This is a genomic window from Roseiarcus fermentans, from assembly GCF_003315135.1.
Classification (GTDB): Bacteria; Pseudomonadota; Alphaproteobacteria; order Rhizobiales; family Beijerinckiaceae; genus Roseiarcus; species Roseiarcus fermentans.
On record NZ_QNRK01000007.1, the window covers coordinates 1 to 21,993 of the forward strand.

At 67.7% G+C, this 21,993-nt stretch carries 19 protein-coding genes; 11 read left to right on the plus strand and 8 right to left on the minus strand.

Annotated elements, in window-relative coordinates; genetic code table 11:
* Together DFR50_RS31955 and DFR50_RS07395 are read left to right on the plus strand one after the other, a co-directional pair.
* The coding region (locus tag DFR50_RS31955; protein WP_170153094.1) for a hypothetical protein at positions 1-192 on the plus strand (192 nt) is incomplete at its 5' end.
* A gap of 239 nt (positions 193-431) precedes the next feature.
* Complete coding sequence (locus DFR50_RS07395; RefSeq protein ID WP_113888569.1) at positions 432-1,802, plus strand: anaerobic sulfatase maturase; 1,371 nt, start codon at positions 432-434, stop codon at positions 1,800-1,802.
* Positions 1,803-1,812: 10 nt separating this feature from the next.
* On the opposite strand, the gene DFR50_RS07400 is transcribed toward DFR50_RS07395, so the two are convergent.
* From DFR50_RS07400 to DFR50_RS07420, 5 genes are all read right to left on the minus strand, one after another.
* Positions 1,813-2,193 carry a DUF1622 domain-containing protein gene (locus DFR50_RS07400; RefSeq protein ID WP_245427434.1) on the minus strand — a complete coding sequence of 127 codons (381 nt, stop codon included), beginning with the start codon at positions 2,191-2,193 and terminating at the stop codon, positions 1,813-1,815.
* Positions 2,194-2,321: 128 nt separating this feature from the next.
* A complete protein-coding gene (locus tag DFR50_RS07405) occupies positions 2,322-3,815 on the minus strand; it encodes an arylsulfatase (protein ID WP_113888570.1) in 1,494 nt (497 codons plus the stop codon).
* 68 nt (positions 3,816-3,883) lie between these two features.
* Positions 3,884-4,333: a YidH family protein gene (locus DFR50_RS07410; protein WP_245427436.1), complete on the minus strand. Its 450-nt coding sequence runs from the start codon at positions 4,331-4,333 to the stop codon at positions 3,884-3,886.
* A 149-nt stretch (positions 4,334-4,482) separates the two neighbouring features.
* Positions 4,483-4,980, minus strand: coding sequence for a hypothetical protein (locus tag DFR50_RS32845; RefSeq protein ID WP_245427438.1), 498 nt, complete (start codon positions 4,978-4,980; stop codon positions 4,483-4,485).
* Positions 4,981-5,068: 88 nt separating this feature from the next.
* Entirely contained in the window at positions 5,069-5,344 is a 276-nt protein-coding gene (locus DFR50_RS07420) for a YARHG domain-containing protein (protein WP_113888571.1), read from the minus strand.
* Between the two features lie 370 nt (positions 5,345-5,714).
* Between DFR50_RS07420 and DFR50_RS07425 the strand changes: the two genes are divergently transcribed.
* Complete coding sequence (locus DFR50_RS07425; protein ID WP_113888572.1) at positions 5,715-7,907, plus strand: RelA/SpoT family protein; 2,193 nt, start codon at positions 5,715-5,717, stop codon at positions 7,905-7,907.
* A complete protein-coding gene (locus DFR50_RS07430; RefSeq protein WP_113888573.1) occupies positions 7,908-8,390 on the plus strand; it encodes a gamma-glutamylcyclotransferase family protein in 483 nt (160 codons plus the stop codon).
* A gap of 60 nt (positions 8,391-8,450) precedes the next feature.
* Here DFR50_RS07430 and DFR50_RS07435 read toward each other — a convergent pair whose 3' ends face one another.
* Positions 8,451-8,918, minus strand: a complete 468-nt coding sequence (locus DFR50_RS07435; RefSeq protein WP_113888574.1) for an META domain-containing protein — start codon at positions 8,916-8,918, stop codon at positions 8,451-8,453.
* 242 nt (positions 8,919-9,160) lie between these two features.
* Between DFR50_RS07435 and DFR50_RS07440 the strand changes: the two genes are divergently transcribed.
* The 3 genes from DFR50_RS07440 (at position 9,161) to DFR50_RS07450 (ending at position 10,826) form a co-directional block, all read left to right on the plus strand.
* Positions 9,161-9,640 (plus strand): Hsp20 family protein, encoded by a 480-nt coding sequence (locus DFR50_RS07440; protein ID WP_113888575.1) that lies wholly within the window; start codon positions 9,161-9,163, stop codon positions 9,638-9,640.
* Between the two features lie 248 nt (positions 9,641-9,888).
* Positions 9,889-10,128, plus strand: coding sequence for a hypothetical protein (locus tag DFR50_RS07445; RefSeq protein ID WP_425376070.1), 240 nt, complete (start codon positions 9,889-9,891; stop codon positions 10,126-10,128).
* A 212-nt stretch (positions 10,129-10,340) separates the two neighbouring features.
* Positions 10,341-10,826, plus strand: a complete 486-nt coding sequence (locus DFR50_RS07450; protein ID WP_113888576.1) for a GNAT family N-acetyltransferase — start codon at positions 10,341-10,343, stop codon at positions 10,824-10,826.
* A gap of 253 nt (positions 10,827-11,079) precedes the next feature.
* On the opposite strand, the gene DFR50_RS07455 is transcribed toward DFR50_RS07450, so the two are convergent.
* Positions 11,080-12,141 carry a threonine aldolase family protein gene (locus DFR50_RS07455; protein ID WP_113888577.1) on the minus strand — a complete coding sequence of 354 codons (1,062 nt, stop codon included), beginning with the start codon at positions 12,139-12,141 and terminating at the stop codon, positions 11,080-11,082.
* Between the two features lie 379 nt (positions 12,142-12,520).
* On the opposite strand from DFR50_RS07455, the gene gltB reads away from it, so the two are divergent.
* The 4 genes from gltB to DFR50_RS07475 all read left to right on the plus strand — a co-directional run bounded on the left by gltB (position 12,521) and on the right by DFR50_RS07475 (position 19,840).
* The gene (gltB, locus tag DFR50_RS07460; protein ID WP_113888578.1) at positions 12,521-17,230 is read left to right on the plus strand and encodes a glutamate synthase large subunit; all 4,710 of its coding nucleotides are present in this window, start codon (positions 12,521-12,523) and stop codon (positions 17,228-17,230) included.
* Positions 17,231-17,402: 172 nt separating this feature from the next.
* Positions 17,403-17,735 carry a DUF2283 domain-containing protein gene (locus DFR50_RS07465; protein ID WP_210208832.1) on the plus strand — a complete coding sequence of 111 codons (333 nt, stop codon included), beginning with the start codon at positions 17,403-17,405 and terminating at the stop codon, positions 17,733-17,735.
* A gap of 117 nt (positions 17,736-17,852) precedes the next feature.
* Positions 17,853-19,271, plus strand: coding sequence for a glutamate synthase subunit beta (locus DFR50_RS07470; protein WP_113888580.1), 1,419 nt, complete (start codon positions 17,853-17,855; stop codon positions 19,269-19,271).
* Between the two features lie 149 nt (positions 19,272-19,420).
* A complete protein-coding gene (locus tag DFR50_RS07475) occupies positions 19,421-19,840 on the plus strand; it encodes a DUF29 domain-containing protein (protein ID WP_113888581.1) in 420 nt (139 codons plus the stop codon).
* A gap of 19 nt (positions 19,841-19,859) precedes the next feature.
* Here DFR50_RS07475 and DFR50_RS07480 read toward each other — a convergent pair whose 3' ends face one another.
* Entirely contained in the window at positions 19,860-21,989 is a 2,130-nt protein-coding gene (locus DFR50_RS07480) for an ABC transporter ATP-binding protein/permease (protein WP_113888582.1), read from the minus strand.
* Positions 21,990-21,993 lie beyond the last annotated feature (4 nt).

Consider the following 21,993-nt stretch of genomic DNA (forward strand, 5'->3'; position numbering starts at 1 on the left):
TGGAACCCGGTCACCAACCTGAACTTCGACCTCGAGTTGATGTATCAGAGCACGAACCAGACCAAGCCCTCGGGCTTCCTCGGCACCGTCTACAACGTCGGCGGCGCCGGCGGCGCGGTCTTCGCCCCGGGCGCCTGGGAAGGCAACTCGAGCGGCTTCGCCGGCCGTCTCCGCATCACTCGTTACTTCTGATCGCAACCCGATCGGTTGAAACGCCGAACCCCGGAGCGCAAGCTCCGGGGTTTTTCGCGTCGCCGCCCCGGGAACGCGCGCAGGGGCGCCGGGACGGCCGCTGACCGCGCGCGCGCGCCCGGCGCGGCGACGGGAGCGAACCTCGAAGCGCGCATCCGCCAGCCGCCGCCGTCCAGGGCGATGGCCAATCGGCGCCGGAAGAGCTAGCCTTCAGGCTTTCCTTCGTCACCGGAGCGTCCATGGCCGAGACAAGGGTCCCATCGCCGGCTCGTCCCGCCGCCGCGCCCCCGAGCTTTCACCTGCTCGCCAAGCCGAGCGGCTCGACCTGCAACATCGATTGCGCCTACTGCTTCTTTCTGTCGAAGGAGGCGCTCTATCCCGACGACCGGCATCGGATGTCGGAGGCGACGCTCGAGACCTACATCCGGCAACTGCTCGAAGCGCATCGCACGCCCGAGGTGACCGTCGCCTGGCAGGGCGGCGAGCCGACCCTGATGAAGCTCGCGTTCTTCGAGAAGGCCGTCGCCCTCGTCGAGACATACCGCAAGCCCGGGCAGCGGATTCAGCAGACCTTCCAGACCAACGGCCTTCTGCTCGATGACGCCTGGTGCGCCTTCTTCAAGAGGCGCGGCTTCGTCGTCGGCCTCAGCGTCGACGGGCCGCAGGCGCTTCACGACGCCTATCGGCGCGACCGGAGAGGGCAGGGCACTTTCGACCTGGTGATGCGCGCTCAGCGGCTTCTGGCGAAACACGGCGTCGAGTTCAACATCCTGTGCACCGTCAATGCGGCCAACCAGACGCGCGGCCGGGAGGTCTATCGCTTCTTTCGCGACGACCTCGCGGCGAAGTGGATCCAGTTCATTCCGATCGTCGAGCGCGCGACCGCCGAGACGCTCGCCATCGCCAATCAGGGGTGGAGCGACAAGGGGGGCGGCAAGCGCCTGCTGTACACCCAGACCGGCGACCTCGTGACCGACCGCTCGGTCGGGCCCGAGGCGTACGGGCGGTTCCTGATCGACGTGTTCGAGGAATGGGTGCGGCGCGACGTCGGAAAGGTGTTCGTGCAGCTGTTCGACGTGACGCTCGAGGCCTGGTTCGGCCGCCACCTCCTCTGCATCCATGCGCCGACCTGCGGCTTGGGGCCGGCGCTCGAGCACAACGGCGACGTCTACACCTGCGATCACTTCGTCGAGCCCGGGCAGCGGCTCGGCAACATCGCCGACACGCCGCTGGCAAAACTCGTCGCCTCGCCGCAGATGCGCCGCTTCGGCGACGCCAAGCGCGATACGCTGACGAGCCAATGCCGGTCGTGCGCCGTGCGCAATCTTTGCAACGGCGGCTGCCCCAAGGACCGGTTCGCGCTGTCGAAGGACGGCGAGCCGGGTCACAACTATCTTTGTCCCGGGCTGGAGCTGTTCTTCACCCACACGCGCACGCTGATGGCGGTGATGGGGCGCCTCTACCAGCGCGGCCGCCCGCCCGCCGACGTCATGCTCTGGGTGGCGAACGAGGACGCCAAGCGCGATCCTCGCGCCCCGTGCCCGTGCGGAAGCGGGCGGGCGTTCGAGTTCTGCCACGGCGACAAGGCGAAGGCGGCGGCGTCGGCCTGAGCCGGGCCCATCAGCGCCGCTGCCGCCCGTCCGCGCCGGCCGCCGGCGCATCCTCGCCGATCGCCTGGGTTTCCCGGATGTCGCGCTCGAGGAAGAAATTGAGGAAGGTGCGGATCAGGGCGATCGCCGCCAGCCGGCCGATGTCGTCCCAGCTCGGCGCGCGCGCCGAGACGATGATGTCGTTGGCGAGCTGGAACGTCAGCCCGGCCATCAGCCAGCGCGCGTAGCGCAGATAGCCGTCGCGCAGCTCGCGGCCGGTCGGCGAGGGCGAGAACGCCGAGCGCACGCAGGTCACAAACATTTCCAGCGTGCCGACGACGATGATCGCCACCGCCATCACGTCGATCGCCACGATCGCGCCGTCGGTGAAAAGCGAAATCCAGTCCTTCACGACGCGCTCCCCGGGCCCACGCCTCGCCGCCCCGCTCACGCCCCCGGCGAGGACGAGGGGCGGCGTCGACCCGAGGTCGGCGCCGCCCCGTCACGACCCTGCGCCTCGCGCCGGCGACAGGCGAAGCGTCAGTGCCCGGCGCTGCTGTGCGCTTCCTGCAGCGTTCGCATCACCGCGTCGAGGTTGAACGAAGCCGGCTTCTGCCGCGGCGGGAACGCTTCGAAATCCTTGATCTGGCCCGCCACCACCGCCTGCATCCCATACAAGATGTAGGCGTGCGAAATGACCCAGTCCCAGTAGGTGTTCGAGTTCTCGTCCGCCCGCTCGAACGGATCGCGGCGCAAATTGAACATCTTCGGCGCCCGGAGTTTCACGAACGGCTCGAACCAGCACATCAACTGCTTGGCGCGCTGCTCCATCAGCACGACCTTCCAGTCCTTCATCCGGATGCTGAGGATGTCGCCGTCGTCGCTCATGTAGAAAAAGAAGTTCCTGGGGCTCTCCTTCGCTTCGCCGCTGAGATACGGCAACATGTCGAGACCGTCGATGTGAACCTTGTAGGTCCTGTCGCCGACCGTGTAGCCGTCGTGGAGCTTCGTGGCGATGTCCGTTTCGCCCGCGGCCGCCAGCAGCGTCGGCAGCCAGTCCTGATGGCTGACGATGCCGTTGAGCACCGTGCCCGCCTTGAATTTCGCCGGCCAGCGCACGAAGGCCGGGACTCGCCAGCCGCCTTCCCAGTTGGTGTTCTTCTCGGAGCGGAACGGCGTGATGCCTGCGTCCGGCCACGAGTTGTAGTGCGGACCGTTGTCGGTCGAATACATCACGATGGTGTCGTCAGCGATGCCGAGCTCGTCGAGTTTGGCGAGCATCCGGCCGATGTGCTCGTCGTGCGCGACCATCACGTCGTTGTAGTCGCCCTGGCCGTTGCTCTTGCCCTTGTGCTTGGCGGCGGGATGCGTGCGGAAATGCATGCCAGTCGTGTTGTACCAGAGGAAGAACGGCTGGCCGGACTTCACCGTCTCGTCGATGAACGTGAGCGCGCGGTCCGTCACTTCGTCGTCGATCGTCTCCATCCGCTTCCTGGTCAGCGGCCCGGTGTCCTCGATCGTCTGTCCGCCCTGGCCGTCCGCCTTGCAGTGCAGGACGCCGCGCGGGCCGAAATGCTTCTTGAACTCCGGGTCCTTGGGGTAGTCCGGGTCCTCCGGCTCCTCTTCGGCGTTGAGGTGATAGAGGTTGCCGAAGAACTCGTCGAAGCCGTGCACGGTCGGCAAGTACTGGTCCTTGTCGCCGAGATGGTTCTTGCCGAATTGTCCGGTCGCGTAGCCGAGCGGCTTCAGGAGCTCGGCGATCGTCGGGTCTTCGGCGCTCAGGCCGACGTCCGCCCCGGGCATGCCGACCTTGGTCAGGCCGGTGCGAATCGGGTTCTGCCCGGTGATGAACGCCGCGCGGCCCGCGGTGCAGCTCTGCTGCCCGTAATAGTCGGTGAAGGCGACGCCCTCGTTGGCGATGCGGTCGATGTTGGGGGTGCGGTATCCCATCTGCCCGCGGCTGTTGTAGCTGATGTTCCACCAGCCGATGTCGTCGCCCCAGAGAATGAGGATGTTCGGTTTCTTCTCAGGCATCTCGCTCTCCTGCCAAGGATCTTGGTTCTCGCTCGCGAGTCGAACCCGCGTCGGACGCGTTCGTGTTCCTATCCGAACGGTCCGATGTCAAATTGCATGCTGGCGATCGCCGCGACCCCCGTCGCCAGCAGCAGCAGCGCCGTGATCAGGGTCAGCGACACGGGAAACGCCGTCTCGCCGTGGATCAGCCCCTCGTCGCGCATCGACTGGCGCAGGCGGCGCAGGCCGAGCATGAACTGGACGTGATAAGCGATCCCCAGGGCCAGCATCAAAACGCCGAGCCAGACCAGCGCCATGCCGAAATGACGCGGCGCGCCGGCGTGGGTGACCAGATTCTGATCGCGCAGCTTCTGGAAGAACTGGAAGATCGTGAAGCCGAAGCCGATCAGCGACAGCGCGGTGCGGATCACCGCCATCAGCGTGCGGTCCTCGGCGAGGCGGGTGCGCTGGAACGCCATGCCGGTCCGGCGCGCCGCAAGCTCGGTGTTGACGTCCAGCTTGAGTTCCGGTCCCGCCATCCTCATCCTCCCGCAAGCGTTTTCCCCCTTTTCCCTTGCGACCGCCGCCCGCGGCGGCCGCAACGGAGCACGACAGGCCCGCGCCGGCAAGTCCGGTCGGGCGCGTCCCGGTCACGGGCCCGCTTGCGGCGGCCGGTTTCGCGCGCCCTTCAGCGGCAGGCGCGCGGCGCGACCCAGCGCCGCGCGATCCGGCCGATCGGGCCGCGCAGCAGGGCGTAGGGCGCGAAGGCCAGCAGAACCGCGACGATCGCAGCCTCCGCCGGAAAGAACTGACCGAGCACGGCGACCTGATAGACGATGTCCATGACGACGCCGAGTATGAGAATTCTCGACGTCGACAGGGCGCCTTCCCACAGCAGCGCGCCGCGTCGCTCCGCGCCGGACAGGACCGCGGACAGGTAAGGCGTGCGGTCGAGCCGCGCGTCGGCGACGCCGTCGCTGAACGCCGCGATCGCCGCCATGGTCGGCTGGAGGACGAACCGGAACGTCATCGGCCCGCCGGGCCGGGCTGCGAGGCTGCGCCAGATGCGAACGAGCACGTCCGTCGAAACGCCGTACCAGACGAGGCCTGCGACCGCGAGACCGACGATCAGGGCGACCGCCGCCCGGGCGAGAAGGATCTGCGTCTTCGACGGAGCCTCGGGCAACCTGTCGCCCTCCCTGCGCTGCGCAGTGTCCCGACTGCGCCTTCGACGGACGGCGCCGCACGCTTTCGAGACGTCCCGAGGGCGCGCCTCAGTTCGTCTTGCAACCCAGCCGTCGTTGCTGGCGGGCGATGTCGTTCACCCGCCTCTGGTCCCTGTACGTCAGTTTGCCGTAGGGACGGAAACACTTCTGGCCGAACACCCTGAGCGCGCGCTCGTCCTTGAAACACATGCCGCGCCGGGCGTAGATCGCAGTGCGATTGTACCACAGGCTGTCGCAGGTCGGCGCCGATCGCGCCGCAGCGGGCGACGGGCCGACATCCGCAGCGATCGCCGCGAGACAGACCAGAAGAAGCCATCTCTTCATATCGGATCAACCCCCGTGGAATCCCTGCGCCGCCCCGGCTCCGCGACTGGCGGCCCCGTCGGGCTCGCTTCGGCCGACGGCCGGCGCAAAGCGCCGGCCGTCCCGGATTCTCGTCGCGATGCTACGTCATGCGGATCGGCGGGGCTAGGGGCGGCGGCAAGCCGCCCTCGCGCGACCGCCCCGACCACTTTCGGCTTGCGCGCCCGTCGCCGCGGGCCGATGATCGACGGGAAGCCTGCGCGGAAGCGTGCGGCGAGACGCGTCCGGTCCGGGCAGCTGGCCTTTGCGCCCAGATCTCCCTGTCGCATGGTCTTGGCCGTTGGCGCAGGCGACCACAGTCGGCTCCGGGAGACGTTGAGATTCTGCGGCGATGATGCGGCAATACGAATTGGTGGAAAGGGTCCGCCGCTACAATCCCAACGCCGACGAAGACCTGCTCAATCGCGCCTACGTCTTCGCCATGAAGGCGCACGGCACGCAGAAGCGGGCCTCCGGCGATCCCTATTTCTCGCATCCGCTCGAAGTCGCGGCGATCCTGACCGATCTCAAGCTCGACGACGCCACGATCGTCGCGGCGATGCTGCACGACACGATCGAGGACACCGAGACCTCGCGCGAGGACATCGACAAGGCGTTCGGCGAGGAGATCGGCGGGCTGGTCGACGGCCTGACCAAGCTCGGCAAGCTCGACTTCGTCACCAAGCACGCCCAGCAGGCGGAGAATTTTCGCAAGCTCCTGCTCGCCATCGCCGACGACGCGCGCGTGCTCATGGTCAAGCTCGCCGACCGGCTGCACAACATGCGCACCCTTCAGTACATGCCGGAGGCCAAGCGCGCCCGCATCGCCCAGGACACGCTCGACATCTACGCGCCGCTCGCCGGCCGCATGGGCATGCAGTCCATGCGCACCGAGCTCGAGGACCTGTCGTTCCGCTGCCTGATGCCGGAAGCCTACAAGCTGATCGTCACCCGCCTCGAGGCGCTCAAAGGCAAGAACGGCGCGCTGATCGCCCGCATCGCCGCCGAGCTCACCGACCAGTTCGTCCGGCGTGGCATCAAGGTCGAGGTCAAGGGCCGGCAGAAGGCGCCGTATTCGATCTGGAAGAAGATGGAGCGCCGCTCGATCGCGTTCGAGCAGCTCAGCGACATCTACGGTTTTCGCATCCTGGTCGACACCGTCGCCGACTGCTACGCCGCCGTCGGCGTCGCCCACACCACCTGGCCGGCCGTGCCCGGCCGGTTCAAGGACTATGTCTCGACGCCCAAGCAGAACGACTACCGCTCGATCCACACCACCGTCATCGGCCCGGGCAGCCAGCGCGTCGAATTGCAGATCCGCACCCACGAGATGCATCAGATCGCCGAATACGGCATCGCTGCGCACGCGATCTACAAGGACGGCCGCCCCGACACGCCGGGGGTGAGCGAGAGCCGCGCCTACCGGGGGTTGCGGCAGACGATCGAAGCGCTGGCGAGCGACGATTCGGAAAAATTCCTCGAGCACACCAAGCTCGAGCTGTTCCACGACCAGGTGTTCTGCTTCACCCCCAAGGGCCGGCTGATCGCGCTGCCGCGCGGGGCGACGGCGATCGACTTCGCCTACGCCGTTCACACCGACATCGGCAATTCGGCGGTCGGCTGCAAGATCAACGGCCGGATCGCGCCGCTGATCTCGATTTTGCAGAACGGCGACGAGGTCCAGATCTCGCGCTCGGACCGCGCCACGCCGCCGGCCGCGTGGGACAGCGTGGTCCTCACCGGGCGGGCGCGCGCCGCCATCCGCCGCGCCACCCGCGAGGCGGCCAAGCAGCAGTTCGGCGGGCTCGGACGACAGATCATTGAACGCGCCTTCGAGCGCGCCGGCAAGAAGTTTTCCGAATCGAAGCTCAAGGCCGCGCTGCCGCGGCTCGCCCGCGCTTCCGTCGACGACGTGCTGGTCGGCGTCGGGCGCGGCGAGATCTATTCCAGCGACGTCGTGCGCGCCGTCCATCCGGACTTCAAGGACGAGCGCAAGGCCGGGCCGGCGGTGCCGCAGAACGAGACCGGCTGGTTCGAACTGCCGAAGGCGGCCAACCTCGTCTTCCGCGTGCCGGGGAAGTCGGCGCCGGGCGACGCGCCCTCGCCGCTCCGGGGCCTCGACCCCGACACCGCCGTGCGCTTCTCGCCCAAGGGCGGCGCCGTGCCCGGCGAGCGCATCATCGGCATCCGCGGGCCCGAGGGGATCACCGTCTACCCGATCCACTCGCCGGCGCTCGCCGACTTCAACGACGAGCCGGACCGGTGGCTCGACGTCCGCTGGGATCTCGAGGCGGCGGACAAGGCGGTCTATTCGACCCAGATCGTGATCACCATGCTGAACGAGCCGGGCGCGCTCGGCGTGATCGCGACGACGGTGGGCGAATACGGGGCCAACATCGACCAGATCGCCTCGGCGCCGAGCGGGCCGGACTTCCGCGACCTGCGCATCGACCTGCAGGTGCGCGACATCCAGCACCTCAACGCCATCCTCGCCGAACTGAAGGGCAAGAGCGTGGTCCACAAGGTGGAAAGGCTGAGCGGGTAGATGCCTCTCGTCTTCGCCTACGGCTCGAACATGGACACGACCGCCATGGCGCGCCGCTGCCCGCGCTCGACCCCCGTCGGCCTCGCCCGTCTCGAGCGCCACCGCCTCGCGATCATGCGCGAGGGCTGGCTGACCGTGGTGCGCGCCCCGCGCGGCGCGGTTCACGGTCTCCTGTGGGACCTCGCGCTCGCCGACCTCAGCGCCCTCGACCGCTACGAGGGGCTGCACGCGGGCCTCTACGCCAAGGTGGTCCAGCCGGTGGTCACGGGCGCGGGGGCGAAGCGGGCGATCGTTTATGTCGGGGCCGACGCCGGGCCGGGCGTCGCCAAGTCGGACTACCTGGCCGCGGTCCTCGCCGCCGCCCGCGCCGCCGGCCTGCCGGCCGAGGGCGTCGCGGCGCTGGAGGCGCTGGGGCAGGGGGGATCGCCGGAGCCCGCCGTGCGCCGCCCGCTGCCCCGCGCGCCGCTTTCGACCCTGGACTGACCCTCTTGGGTCGTCCATCCCCGGCGAGGCCGGGGATGGGAGGCCGCGCGCCGTCGGCGCCTAGAGCGAGCGCGCGAGACGCGCGGCGCCGCGCGGGCCCTTGATCACCAGGTCGCCGTTGACCAGGTCCCAGGTCGGACTGCCGAGCAGGGTCGACAGGAAGCCGATTTCGATCTGCATCACGTCCTTGCCGCACTGCTTCTTGGTCAGCGCGAACGGGCCGACCATCAGGTGCTGGTCCTTGACCGGATAGAGCGTCGCCGACCAGGAGTTGCAGCCGGTGAAGCCGGAGCCGCGCAAGGTGCCGTCGATCTTCAGGCTGGCGTCGAGCCCGGCAGGCACCGGCTTGCCGTTGAGCTCCTTCAGCGACCACGTCTGATCGAGCGGAAAGTTCTTCTGCAGCGGCGGCAGCGGCTTCGGCTTCTCGTCCTCCTCGTCGACCGGCCCCTTCGGCGCGGCCAGCGCCGGAACGGCGAAGCTCAAGGCGAGTGCGGCGGCGAGCGCGGCCGCCAAAAAAGACTTCAGCATGCGTTCATCACCCCATCGATCGGAGGCCTCAGCCTCCCGGTTCGGCGCTATATCGGGCGGCCCTCGGCCGCGCAATCCGCGCCATGGCCGACGAGGTTGTGTTTTTGATGGCGCCGCCCCGCCCTTGACGAATCCTGTTCCCGTCCCATCTCAAGCGTGCGGGGTCCATGACGGAACCGCAAGCGGAAAGCGCCGCCGATCGGGGCGATTTTCCGCCATGTCGCTCAATGAGGATGTGACCGATGCTCAACTATGATCTTTCCCCGTTCTACCGCTCCACCGTCGGCTTCGACCGGCTGCTCTCGATGCTCGACAAGGCCGTCGGCGCCGAGCAGAACGCTCCCACTTATCCGCCCTACAACATCGAGCGGACCGGCGAAAACGCCTACCGGATCACCCTCGCGGTGGCCGGCTTCGCCGACAAGGAGCTCTCGGTCGAAAGCCGCGAGAACACCCTGACCGTGCGCGGCTCGAAGGAGACGGGCGTCAAGGACGAGAAGCGCGATATGCTCTACCAGGGCATCGCCGCGCGTGCGTTCGAGCGCCGCTTCCAGCTCGCCGACCACGTGGTCGTGACGGGCGCCGCGAGCGAGAACGGGCTGCTTCACATCGACCTCGTCCGCGAGGTGCCGGAGGCCCAGAAGCCCCGGACGATCGCGATCAACGGCGCCGCCAAGCCGGCGCGGACGATCGAGGCCGCGCCCGAGAAGCAGGCTGCGTAATTCGAACGCGCGAGCGTTCGAGGAGGGGCGCCCGGACGGGCGCCCTTTTTTTGGTGACGCGGTCGCGGACGCGTCCGTCGCGATCGGCGATCGCGGCTACAGAGCTGGCGCGACGCCGAGCGTCGAATTGCCTCCGTTCTCTTTTCGGTTCTCCTTGTCAAACGAGTCGTGAAGTCCGGCGATGTCCCACCGAGGGAGCGCTGGGCGCCCTGACGTTCGGGCCCTCGCCCGCCTGACGGAAACGGACTATGCTTCTCGTCATGACTCGCTTGCTCGACGAAGCCGTGGCCGTAGCCGCTCGCTTGCCGGAAGATCAGCAGGACGAACTCGCGCGCGTTCTGTTGCAACTCGCAGGGCACGAACCCCCGCCATACATTCTGACGCCGGACGAAGACGCCGACATCGACGCTTCGACGGCGGCCGAGGCGAACGGCGCGTTCGCCACAGACGACGACATGCGCGCGATCGGCGCCAAATACGGCCGGTGAAGATACGGTATACCCGGCCGGCCTCGCGACAGCCCGAGCGAGCAGCGTCGAGGTCGTGGGCCACGGCATCCGCCACACGTCGCGCTGACCGCGGGACGAATAGCCCCGCTGCAAAAAATAAACTTGATCTCTGCTCCACCGCGCGGCGCGCGGATTTAACCGTTGAGCGAAATTCTATATCCTCGACAAAATCCATTTGGGACCACCCGCACATGCCATTACACATTCGGGCGGCAAAGAACGACGATTTTCCTGTTCTGGCGCAACTGAGCGAGCCAGTACAAAAACTTCATGCAGCATTGTATCCAGTAGATTTCAAGAGAGACGTTGATGCGGTGAACGTCGCATCCTTTTTCGAACGCGTGGCGGCGAGGCCGGAAAGCGCGATCGCCATTGCTGAACAGGACGGCGTTCCGGTCGGCTACATTTGGTTCGATATATCGTCCCGCCCCGAAAATGCGTTCAAGCCTCCTCAGTCATTTGTTTATATCCATCACGTCTCAGTCGCCCCCGACGCTCGACGCAGAGGCGTCGCCTCCGCAATGCTCGCCTATGCCAAGGAAAAAGCTCATGCGGCCGGGGTCGATGAAATTCGGCTCGACACGTGGATCGCCAATGTCGAAGCTCGCCAATTTTTCGAAGCTCACGGCTTCGCGCCCTTCATCGTAATGCTTCGGCGACCCGCCTTCACCCCGTAATCTCGATCTGTCGAGAGCCGCCGATTTTCCGCCTGAAAGATTCCTGCGCCAGCCTCGTCACCGCGAGGGGCGGAGCGGCGATCCAGGGGGCGGGCCGATGTCTGCCGCATGCGGGCGCCGCCTCTCTTCCACCCCGGCGCAGGCGGCCCCTGGATCGCCGCGTCGCCTTCGGCTCCTCGCGAGGACGGCGGACTGCGCTGTCGCGCCGGACCGCTTGCCCCTCCCGGACCCGCCGGACGGCGAGTCGCGCGCTCTAAGCGGGCGCCGCCGCGAGCCCGACCAGCCGCTCGATCTCCTCCGGCGCCGTCTCGAACGAGGTCACCAGCCGCACCAGCGTCTCCCCGGCGCGCGGCGCGCGCTCCGGCGCGAGCGACCGGGTGGTCCACTCGTAAAACTTCGCGCCGGCCTCCCGCCACGCCGCGGCGGTCGCGTCGGGCGCGACGGCGAAGACTTCGTTCGCCTGCGTCGGCCAGGCGATGCGGACTCCTGGCGCGGTCGAGAGCCCCCGGCTCAACCGCGCCGCCGCGCCGTTGGCGCGCTCCGCAAGCTGAAGCCACAGGTCCCCTTTCAGATAGGCCTCCATCTGGGCGCCGAGGAGGCGGCCCTTGGACAGCGTGTGGCCGCCGCGCTTGCGCAAATAGGCGAAGCTCTCCGCCAGCGTCGGATCGAAGAACACCACGGCTTCGCAGGCGAGCGCGCCGTTCTTGGTCGCCCCGAACGACAGCGCCTCGATCCCGGCGCGCCAGGTGAGGTCGGCGGGCGACCGGCCGCTCGAGACGAGCGCGTTGGCGAACCGGGCGCCGTCCATGTGCGTCCTCACGCCCGCGGCGCGCGCGATCGCGCATAAGTCCGCGATCTCGTCGGCGCGGTAGATCGTTCCGGCCTCGGTCGCCTGCGACAGCGACAGCGCCCCCGGCTGGGGCGACTTGACGAGACCGCGGGGAAAGCGCGCCAGCGTCTCGCGCAGCGCGTCGGGCGTCAGCTTGCCGGCCTCGCCCGCAACCCCCACGAGCTTCGCGCCGCCGGTGAACAGTTCCGGCGCGCCGCATTCGTCGTCGTGGATATGCGCCTCCTCGTGGCAGAACACCGCCTCCCACGGCCGCGCCAGCGCCGACAGCGCCAGCGCGTTGGCGGCCGTTCCGGTCGCGACCAGGAAGGCCGCGACCTTCGTCTCGAACACTTCGCTCAAGGCGGCCGCCGCGCGCGCGCTGAAGTCGTCGGCGCCGTAAGCCGGCGCGTTGACCCGCGACGACGCCGCGATCGCCTCGAGAATTTCCGGCGCGACGCCCGCCCCGTTGTCGCTCGCGAACTGCATGTCGAAACACCCCTTGCTCTGGTCTTCCGTCCCGTTTGCCAAAAGTTTCGGCGCCTTGGCAAATCGACGGCGCCTCCGTGGCCGGCGCCCGCGAAAGCGCCCGAATTGCGCTTGTGTCCGGGGTCCGTTTCTGGCAAGGTCCTAAATTAGGACAGTTTTGCTGACCATTTGCGTGTCGAGGCTGTGGGGCCGGGGCGCGCGCCAATTCGCGGGGCCACGGCGTTGTCGTATCGAACGACGAAAACGGATAGAAAAAAATCCGACGCGTGACGCCGTTACGGCCGCGCGCCGCGCAGCCCTCGCAAGCCCACGAAACGCCTTCAAAATTTGGAACGACAGTTGCATAACAGCGGCGACTGTGCCCCCGGGGAGCAGAAAGATGAACGCCAGATCCGTTGAGACGCCGATCGAGAGCCGCGCGGCGACGCAGGCGCTCCACATCGTCGGCGCCGACCCGCTGACCCCCCGCGCCCAGGGCCTGTACGACCCCGCCAACGAGCACGATTCCTGCGGCGTCGGCTTCGTCGCCGACATGAAGAACCGCAGGTCGCACGCCATCCTCGAGAAGGGCCTGCAGATCCTGGCCAACCTCGACCATCGCGGCGCGGTCGGGGCGGACCCGATGCTCGGCGACGGCTGCGGCGTGCTGACCCAGATCCCGCACGCGTTCTTCGCGGCGGAATGCGAGAAGCTCGGCTTCACTTTGCCCGAGCCCGGCCATTACGCGATCGGCCAGTTCTTCATGCCGCGCGACGCCGCCGCGCGCGCCCAGGTGCGCGAGACGGTCGACTTCACCGTCGCCGGCGAAGGCCAGACGGTGCTCGGCTGGCGCGACGTTCCGGTCGACAATTCGGTGATCGGCGAGCGCGTCAAGGCGGTCGAGCCGGTGATGCAGCAGATCTTCGTCGGCCGCTCGCCCAAGCTCGCCTCCGAGGACGACTTCGAGCGCCGCCTGTTCATCATCCGCAAGGTGGTCTCGAACCGGCTGTACGACACCAAGGACCTCAAGCTCGCCGAGTACTATCCGGTGTCGTTCTCGGCCCGCACGATCACCTACAAGGGCATGGTTCTGGTCGGCCAGCTCGCGCCCTATTATCGCGACCTTCAGGACCCGCGCTACGAGACCGCGCTGGCGCTGGTGCACCAGCGCTTCGCCACCAACACCTTCCCGTCCTGGCGGCGCGCGCATCCGTATCGGATGGTCGCCCACAACGGCGAGATCAACACGCTGCGCGGCAACGTCAACTGGATGGCGGCGCGGCAGGCGAGCGTCGATTCGGATCTGTTCGGCAACGACATCCAGAAGCTGTGGCCGGTCTCGTACGAGGGGCAGTCGGACACCGCCTGCTTCGACAACGCGCTCGAATTCCTCATGCGCGGCGGCTATTCGCTGAGCCACGCGATGATGATGCTGATCCCGGAGGCCTGGGCGGGCAACCCGCTCATGGACGAGGAGCGGCGCGCCTTCTACGAGTATCACGCCGCGCTCATGGAGCCTTGGGACGGGCCGGCGGCCGTGACCTTCACCGATGGGCGGCAGATCGGCGCGACCCTCGACCGCAACGGCCTGAGGCCGGCGCGCTACTACGTCACCACCGACGACCTCGTCGTGCTGGCGTCCGAGATGGGCGTCCTTCCGGTGCCCGAGGAGACCATCGTCTCCAAGTGGCGCCTGCAACCCGGCAAGATGCTGCTCGTCGACCTGGTCGAGCACCGCATCGTGTCCGACGCCGAGATCAAGCAGACGCTTTCGCGCGCCCACCCTTACGCCGAGTGGCTGAAGAAGACGCAGATCGTGCTCGAGGACCTGAACCCGGTCGAGCCGCGCGCGCCCCGCACCGACGTCAGCCTGCTCGATCGCCAGCAGGCGTTCGGCTATTCGCAGGAGGACCTGTCGTTCCTGCTGTCGCCGATGGCGGCGACCGGCCAGGAGGCGATCGGCTCGATGGGCACCGACACGCCGATTTCGGCGCTGTCGTCGCGGTCCAAGCTGCTCTACACCTATTTCAAGCAGAATTTCGCCCAGGTGACCAACCCGCCGATCGATCCGATCCGCGAGGAGCTGGTGATGAGCCTCGTCTCGTTCATCGGGCCGCGGCCGAACCTGCTCGACCTCGAGGGCACGGCGCGCCACAAGCGGCTCGAGGTGCGCCAGCCGATCCTGACCAACGAGGACCTCGAGAAGATCCGCTGCATCGGTCAGATGGAGGATTCGTTCGACACCAAGACGCTCGACATCACCTATGCGGCGCAGCGCGGCGCCGACGGGATGCGCGGGGCGCTGACGCGGCTGTGCGAACGCGCCGAAGCCGCCGTCCACGGACGCTACAACATCATCGTGCTCTCCGACCGGATGGTCGGGGCCGACCGGATTCCGATCCCGGCGCTGTTGGCGACGGCCGCGGTCCATCATCACCTGATCCGCAAGGGCCTGCGCACCTCGGTCGGCCTCGTGGTCGAGACCGGCGAAGCGCGCGAGATCCATCACTTCGCTTGCCTCGCCGGTTACGGGGCGGAGGCGATCAACCCCTATCTCGCCTTCGAGACCCTGACGGCGATGGCGAAGGACCTGCCGGAGCCGATCAGCGGCTACGAGGTGGTCAAGCGCTTCATCAAGTCGGTCGACAAGGGCTTGCTCAAGGTCATGTCCAAGATGGGCATCTCGACCTATCAGTCCTATTGCGGCGCGCAGATCTTCGACGCCGTCGGCCTGTCGAAGGCGTTCGTCAACGAGTTCTTCTTCGGCACCGCGACCGTGATCGAGGGCGCCGGCCTGCAGGAGGTGGCCGAGGAGACGGTGCGGCGGCACAGGGACGCCTTCGGCGACTCGCCGGTGCTGCGCTCGTCGCTCGATGTCGGCGGCGAATACGCCTACCGGGTGCGCGGCGAAGCGCACAGCTGGACGCCGGAGACGGTGTCGCTGCTGCAGCACGCCGTGCGCGGCAACGCGCGCGACCGCTACGACGCCTTCGCCAGGACGCTCAACGAGCAGAGCGCGCATCTCCTCACCATTCGCGGCCTGTTCCGGATCAAGGGGGCCGAGGAGGACGGGCGCGGCGCGGTCGCGCTCGACGAGGTCGAGCCCGCGTCCGAGATCGTCAAGCGCTTCGCCACCGGCGCGATGTCGTTCGGCTCGATCTCGCGCGAGGCGCACACCACGCTCGCGATCGCGATGAACCGGATCGGCGGCAAGTCGAACACCGGCGAAGGCGGCGAGGAGCCCGACCGCTTCAAGCCGATGGCCAACGGCGATTCGATGCGCAGCGCGATCAAGCAGGTCGCGTCCGGGCGGTTCGGGGTGACGGCCGAATATCTCGCCAATTCCGACATGATGCAGATCAAGATGGCGCAGGGCGCGAAGCCCGGCGAGGGCGGCCAGCTGCCCGGCCACAAGGTCGACGCCGTGATCGCCAAGGTGCGCCATTCGACGCAGGGGGTCGGGTTGATTTCCCCGCCGCCGCACCACGACATCTATTCGATCGAGGACCTGAAGCAGCTCGTCTACGACCTCAAGAACGTCAACCCGGACGCCGACGTGTCCGTCAAGCTCGTCAGCGAGGTCGGGGTCGGCACGGTGGCGGCGGGCGTCGCCAAGTGCAAGGCCGACCACGTCACCATCTCGGGCTTCGAGGGCGGGACCGGCGCGTCGCCGCTGACCTCGATCAAGCACGCCGGCAGCCCGTGGGAGATCGGCCTCGCCGAAACCCACCAGACGCTGGTGATGAACGGCCTGCGCTCGCGCATCGTGGTGCAGGTCGACGGCGGCCTGCGCACCGGCCGCGACGTGGTGGTCGGCGCGCTGCTCGGCGCCGACGAGTTCGGCTTCGCCACCGCGCCCTTGATCGCGGCCGGCTGCATCATGATGCGCAAGTGCCACCTCAACACCTGCCCGGTCGGCGTCGCGACGCAGGATCCGGTGCTGCGCAAGCGCTTCGTCGGCAAGCCGGAGCACGTCATCAACTACTTCTTCTTCGTCGCCGAGGAGGTGCGCCGGCTGATGGCCGCGCTCGGCTACCGGACATTCGACGAGATGATCGGCCAGCGGCAGATGCTCGACAAGGCGGAGCTGGTCGCCCACGCCAAGGCCGAAGGGCTCGACTTCTCGCGGCTGTTCCTGAAGCCGGAGCCGTGGCCGGGCGACACGATCTACCAGAGCGCGATTCAGGACCACGAGATCGACCACGTTCTCGACCGGCGCCTGATCCGGGACGCCGAGGACGCGATCGAGCGCGGCAAGCACGTGCGGCTCGACCTCGCCATCCGCAACTCGGACCGCTCGACCGGCGCGATGCTCTCCGGCGCGATCGCCAAGCGCTACGGCCACGCCGGCCTGCGCGACGGGGCGATTCACGTCAAGTTCAAGGGCACGGCCGGCCAGAGCTTCGGCGCCTTCCTCGCCAGGGGCGTGACGCTGGAGCTCGAAGGCGAGGCCAACGACTATGTCGGCAAGGGCCTGTCGGGCGGGCGCATCGTCGTCTATCCGCCGCAGGAGGCGAAGCGGCTGGTGCCCGAGGAATCGATCATCGTCGGCAACACCGTGCTCTACGGCGCGATCGCCGGCGAGTGCTACTTCCGCGGCGTGGCGGGCGAGCGCTTCGGCGTGCGCAACTCCGGCGCGATCGCCGTCGTCGAGGGCGTCGGCGACCACGGCTGCGAATACATGACCGGCGGCGTCGTCGTCGTGATCGGGACGACCGGGCGCAACTTCGCCGCCGGCATGTCCGGCGGCATCGCCTACGTGCTCGACGAGGACGACAGCTTCGCCCAGCGCTGCAATCTGTCGATGGTCGAACTCGAGCCGGTCGCGGCCGAAGAGGAGGTGATGCTGAACCACCTGCATTCCGGCGGCGATCTGGCCTCGCACGGACGGGTCGACGTGATGAGCGACATGAGCCGGTTCGACGGCGAACGGCTGCATCAGCTGATCGTCAACCACGCGCGGGCGACCGGGTCGCTGCGGGCGCGGCACGTGCTTGAGAACTGGGACGTCTACCTGCCGAAGTTCCGCAAGGTCATGCCGGTCGAGTACCGGCGCGCGCTGGCGGAGCTGGCGGCGCGGAACGAGCACATGCTGGCGGCGGGCGAGTGAGGATCAATCCCGCTGCGGCGAGCGCGTCGGGCTCCGCACGGCCGAACGCGGCCTGCGGAGCGACCCGGCTCGTCGTGGCCTGAGTGGCTCACAAGGCGGAGAAAAGGCGATGAACACTCGACCGTCCGAAGCGGTCCTCGTCGTCCATTTCTGTGCGGCGAAAGTCGATCGGGTGGATGACGTCGAGGGCGTCCGCGTCGGCTATGACGACGGCGGCCTTATCGTCGATGTGGCTGTACCGGCCAGGAACGCGCCGGCGCTGCTCGACTTCGGGCGCCACGATGGCGGCGCGTTTCCCGCCAGAGTGACCTACGATGCGACGGCGGATGCGATCGCCGTCGATCTGGATACGTCGCCGTACGCGGACTCGGACGAGGTCGCGCCGGGTTTGATCGTCGACCGCGACGTCGACGGCCTCGTTCGCGGTCTGGAGATATTGAATGCGTCGCGTCTGTTGTCTGCGGAAGCGATGTCGGGGGTTCGCAAGCGCGCGATCCTGTTGTGATGTCGCGTCTCGCCCGTGAGGGCGGTCGACCTTGCATCGCGGGTCGAGATGGGAGATGGGATCGCGCATTGCGAGGCGGGGCGCCGGCTTGAACTCGGGAGCGGGGAAGAACAGGGTATGGGCAAGGTGACGGGTTTTCTCGAGATCGACCGCGCGGACCGGCGCTACGCGCCCGCCTCCGATCGCATTCGCAACTACCGCGAGTTCGTCATTCCGCTGAGCGAGGAGGCGACCCGCAACCAGGCGGCGCGCTGCATGAACTGCGGCATCCCGTATTGTCATAACGGCTGCCCGGTCAACAACCAGATCCCGGACTGGAACGACCTCGCCTATCGCGGCGACTGGGAGGAGGCGGCGCGCAACCTGCTCTCGACCAACAATTTTCCCGAATTCACCGGCCGCGTGTGCCCGGCGCCGTGCGAGGCCTCGTGCACGCTCAACATCCAGGACACGCCGGTGACGATCAAGACGATCGAATGCGCGATCATCGACCGGGCGTTCGCGGAAGGCTGGATCAGGCCCGAGCCGCCGGCCCAGAAATCGGGCAAGTCGGTCGCCGTCGTCGGTTCCGGTCCCGCCGGCCTCGCCTGCGCCCAGCAGCTCGCCCGCGCCGGCCATGACGTCCACGTCTATGAGAAGAACGCCAAGGCCGGCGGCCTGCTCCGCTACGGCATTCCGGATTTCAAGCTGGAGAAGCGCCACATCGACCGGCGCATCGAGCAGATGGAGGGCGAGGGCGTCACTTTCCATTACAACGCCCATGTCGGCGAGAGCGTGAGCGCGCGGGAGCTGGCGGACCGCCACGACGCCCTCGCGCTCGCGGGCGGCGCGGAAGCCTCGCGCGACCTGCCGGTCCCGGGCCGCGACCTCGCCGGGGTGCACTTCGCGATGGATTTCCTGCCGCAGCAGAACCGCCGCGTCTCGGGCGAGCCGGTGACCAGCAACCAGCCGATTCTCGCCGGCGGCAAGCACGTCGTGGTGATTGGCGGCGGCGACACCGGCTCCGACTGCATCGGCACCTCGATCCGGCAGGGCGCCGTCCGGGTGACCCAGCTCGAGATCCTGCCGATGCCGCCCAAGCACGAGGACAAGATGCTGACGTGGCCGGACTGGCCGCTCAAGCTCAGGACCTCGTCGAGCCACGAGGAGGGCGCCGAGCGCGAATTCGCGGTGATGACCAGCGCCTTCGAGGGCGAGAACGGCGTCGTCACCGGCCTGAAATGCATCCGCGTCGACGACAAGATGAAGCCGGTTCCGGGCACGGAGTTTACCCTCAAGGCCGATCTCGTGCTGCTGGCGATGGGCTTCGTCTCCCCGGTCAAGGAGGGTCTGCTGGCCGAGCTCGGCGTCGCGCTCGACAGGCGCGGCAATGTCGAAGCCAACACCCTCGGCTACGCCACGTCGCTGCCCAAAGTGTTCGCCTGCGGCGACATGCGCCGCGGCCAGTCGCTCGTCGTCTGGGCGATCCGCGAGGGCCGCCAGTGCGCCGCGGCGATCGATCAGGCGCTGATGGGCGCGACGGCGCTGCCGCGGTAGCGCGCGCCGGAAGATATTCGACGCGGGCGCGCGGCTTTCCCGTCAGAGGATCGCGCGCCGGGCGTGCTGTCGCGTCAATTCACACACGCATTATGAGACAAAACCGCCCGCGCTTGTCAGTCGAGCGACGGTCGCGGTAGATTCCGCTTATGACCGATTACGAGACCGATCTCCACGAATGGACGAAGGCGCAGGCCGACGCCCTGCGCCGTCGCGCCTCGAACGAGCTCGACTGGGACAATCTGGCGGAGGAAATCGAAACCTTGGGGAGAAGCGACCGCCATCAGATCGAATCCCGCCTGGAAAACTTGATCTTGCATCTCCTGAAGTGGCGCTATCAGCCCGAGAGCCAATGCGGCAGCTGGCGCGGATCGATATTCGAGGCGCGACATCGGCTCGAACGGCTCCTCGCCGACAGTCCGTCATTGCGATCCTATCCCGCAGAATACCTGGCGCGGGCCTATCCCTATGCGCGGACAAAGGCTCTCGAAGAAACCGGCCTCCTGCGCTTGCCCGACGATTGTCCGTGGACGGTCGACGAGATTCTTTCGCCCGATTTCCTTCCCTGAACGGAAGTCGCCGCCGAGCCTATTCCGCCGCGGTCGCCGCCTCCACCGTCGCCGGCCGCCCCTCCTCGCCCGGCACGAAGGCGATGCGGCGCTTGTGGAAGGCGTTGAGGGTCGAGCGGTGGCCGATCGACACCAGCGTGGTGTCGGGCAGGGTCGCGGCGATGGCGCGGTAGAGGTCGGCTTCGCTGGTTTCGTCGAGCGATGCGGTCGCCTCGTCGAGGAACAGCCAGTCGGGTCTCGCCAGCAGGGCGCGCGCCACCGCCAGCCGCTGCTGCTCGCCCCCCGACATGCGCATCTGCCAGTTGTCGTGGTCGTCGAGCCGGTCCTGGAAGCGGGGCAGGCCGACCTTGACCAGCGCCTCGCACAATTGCTGGTCGGTGTAGGCCGAGGCCGCGGCCGGGTAGGCGAGGGCGTCGCGCAGGGCGCCGATGGGGATGTAGGGGCGCTGCGGCAGCAGCATCAGTTTGGCGTAGGCCGGCTGCCGGATCGCGCCGGCGCCGAACTGCCAGATGCCGGAGATGGCGCGGAAGAGCGTCGACTTGCCGACCCCGGAGGGCCCGGTGACGAGCGTCGATTCCTGCGGGATCAGCGCGAGATCGCCGACATGGGCGAGCTTGCGCCCGTCCGGCAGCGCGAGGTCGACGCCGGGGAGGGCGAGGATGGGGCCGTCGCCGGGTTCGGCCCGGATGCGCGGCTCGCGCTTGTCCTGTTCGCGCGCCTGCGCGAAGGCGTCCTCGAACGAGGTCAGACGGCGGATCGCCGCGCTGAAGTCGGCGAGGCCGATGTAACGGTCGACGAAGAAGTTCATCGAGCCGTTGACGGCTCCGAAGGCGTCGGCCGATTGGCTGAAGCGGCCGAAGTCGACGATCTTCAGGTAGTAGAACGGGGCGACGACGACATAGGGGATGATGACGGAGATCTGGCTGTAAAACTGGTTGAAGGCGATCAGCCAGGTTCGCACCTGAATGATGCGCTGGATGGTGTGGAACACGTCCTCGAACACGGTCCCGGCGCGGGCGATCTCCCGGTCCTCGCCCTTGAGCAGCGCGATCTGCTCGCTGTACTCGCGGATGCGGGCGAGATCGAAGCGGAAATTCGCCTCGACCGCCTGCTGGCGGAAGTAGAGGCGCGAGAGACTCCGGCCGATGAGATGAGTGATCCCGGTCGCCACCGCCGCGTAGAGGGTGGCGACCCAGAACAGGAAGCCGGGAATCTTGACGCCGAGGATCGGCGCGTCGAGCGCGTTCGAAATCCCCCACAAAATGATCGAGAACGAGACCAGATTCGTCGCCGACGAGATCAACTGGATCGTGTAGTTGTAGATGCCGGCGTTGCCGGAATTGATGCCGGTGCCGCTGCCGTTGATGAAGCCGCCGACGTCCTGCGAGATGCGCTGGTCGGGGTTGTCGGCCTCGCCGGCGTTGAGGGCGAGCTTGTAATGCATCGACTGCAGCAGCCAGCGCGAGGTGAAGGACGCGGTCATCCAGCGCCGCCATTGCAGCACGAAGTTCGAGGCGACGAAGAACTCGACGAGGCCGGCGAGAATGGCGATGAAGGCGAGCGGCACGAAGACGTAGACGAGCTGAAACCAGAAGGCGGCGCGGTGGGCTTCGTCGGCGACCTGGATCGCGTTGCCGAAATCGCGCTGGAAGAAGTTGAACCGCAGGGCGAGGGCGACCTGGAACTGGTTGACCAGGATCAGGAACCAGATGTTGATGCGGGCGTAGACGTCCTGCCGGACGATTGTGCGGGGAAGCGGCCAGGGGCGGATTGAGATCGGCGTGCGGGCTTCGAAGAACGGGTCGGCGATGCTCGTCATCCGCCGGACCATGCCGAAATGCGAGACGGCGAAGATCGCGAGCACGAAGATGGCGGTCGCGAGCGGCAGGTAGGTAGGCAGCTGGTATTCCTCGTACGCCTTCGGCCAGTAGCCCAGGAGCGCGACGATGTCGGCGAGGCCGAAAACCACCGTCTCGACCACGAACAGTTCGGAGAGAATGGTCAGGAAGGTCGACAGCCGCCAGCGGGGCAGGGAGGCGACAGCGGCCAGCGCCGAGACGACGCCGATCAGGATCGTCATGCCGCTCTCCTCCCAGGCGCCGACCGTGAGCGCGATGACGGCGAAGACGGCGAGGCTCAGCATGCGCATGGGG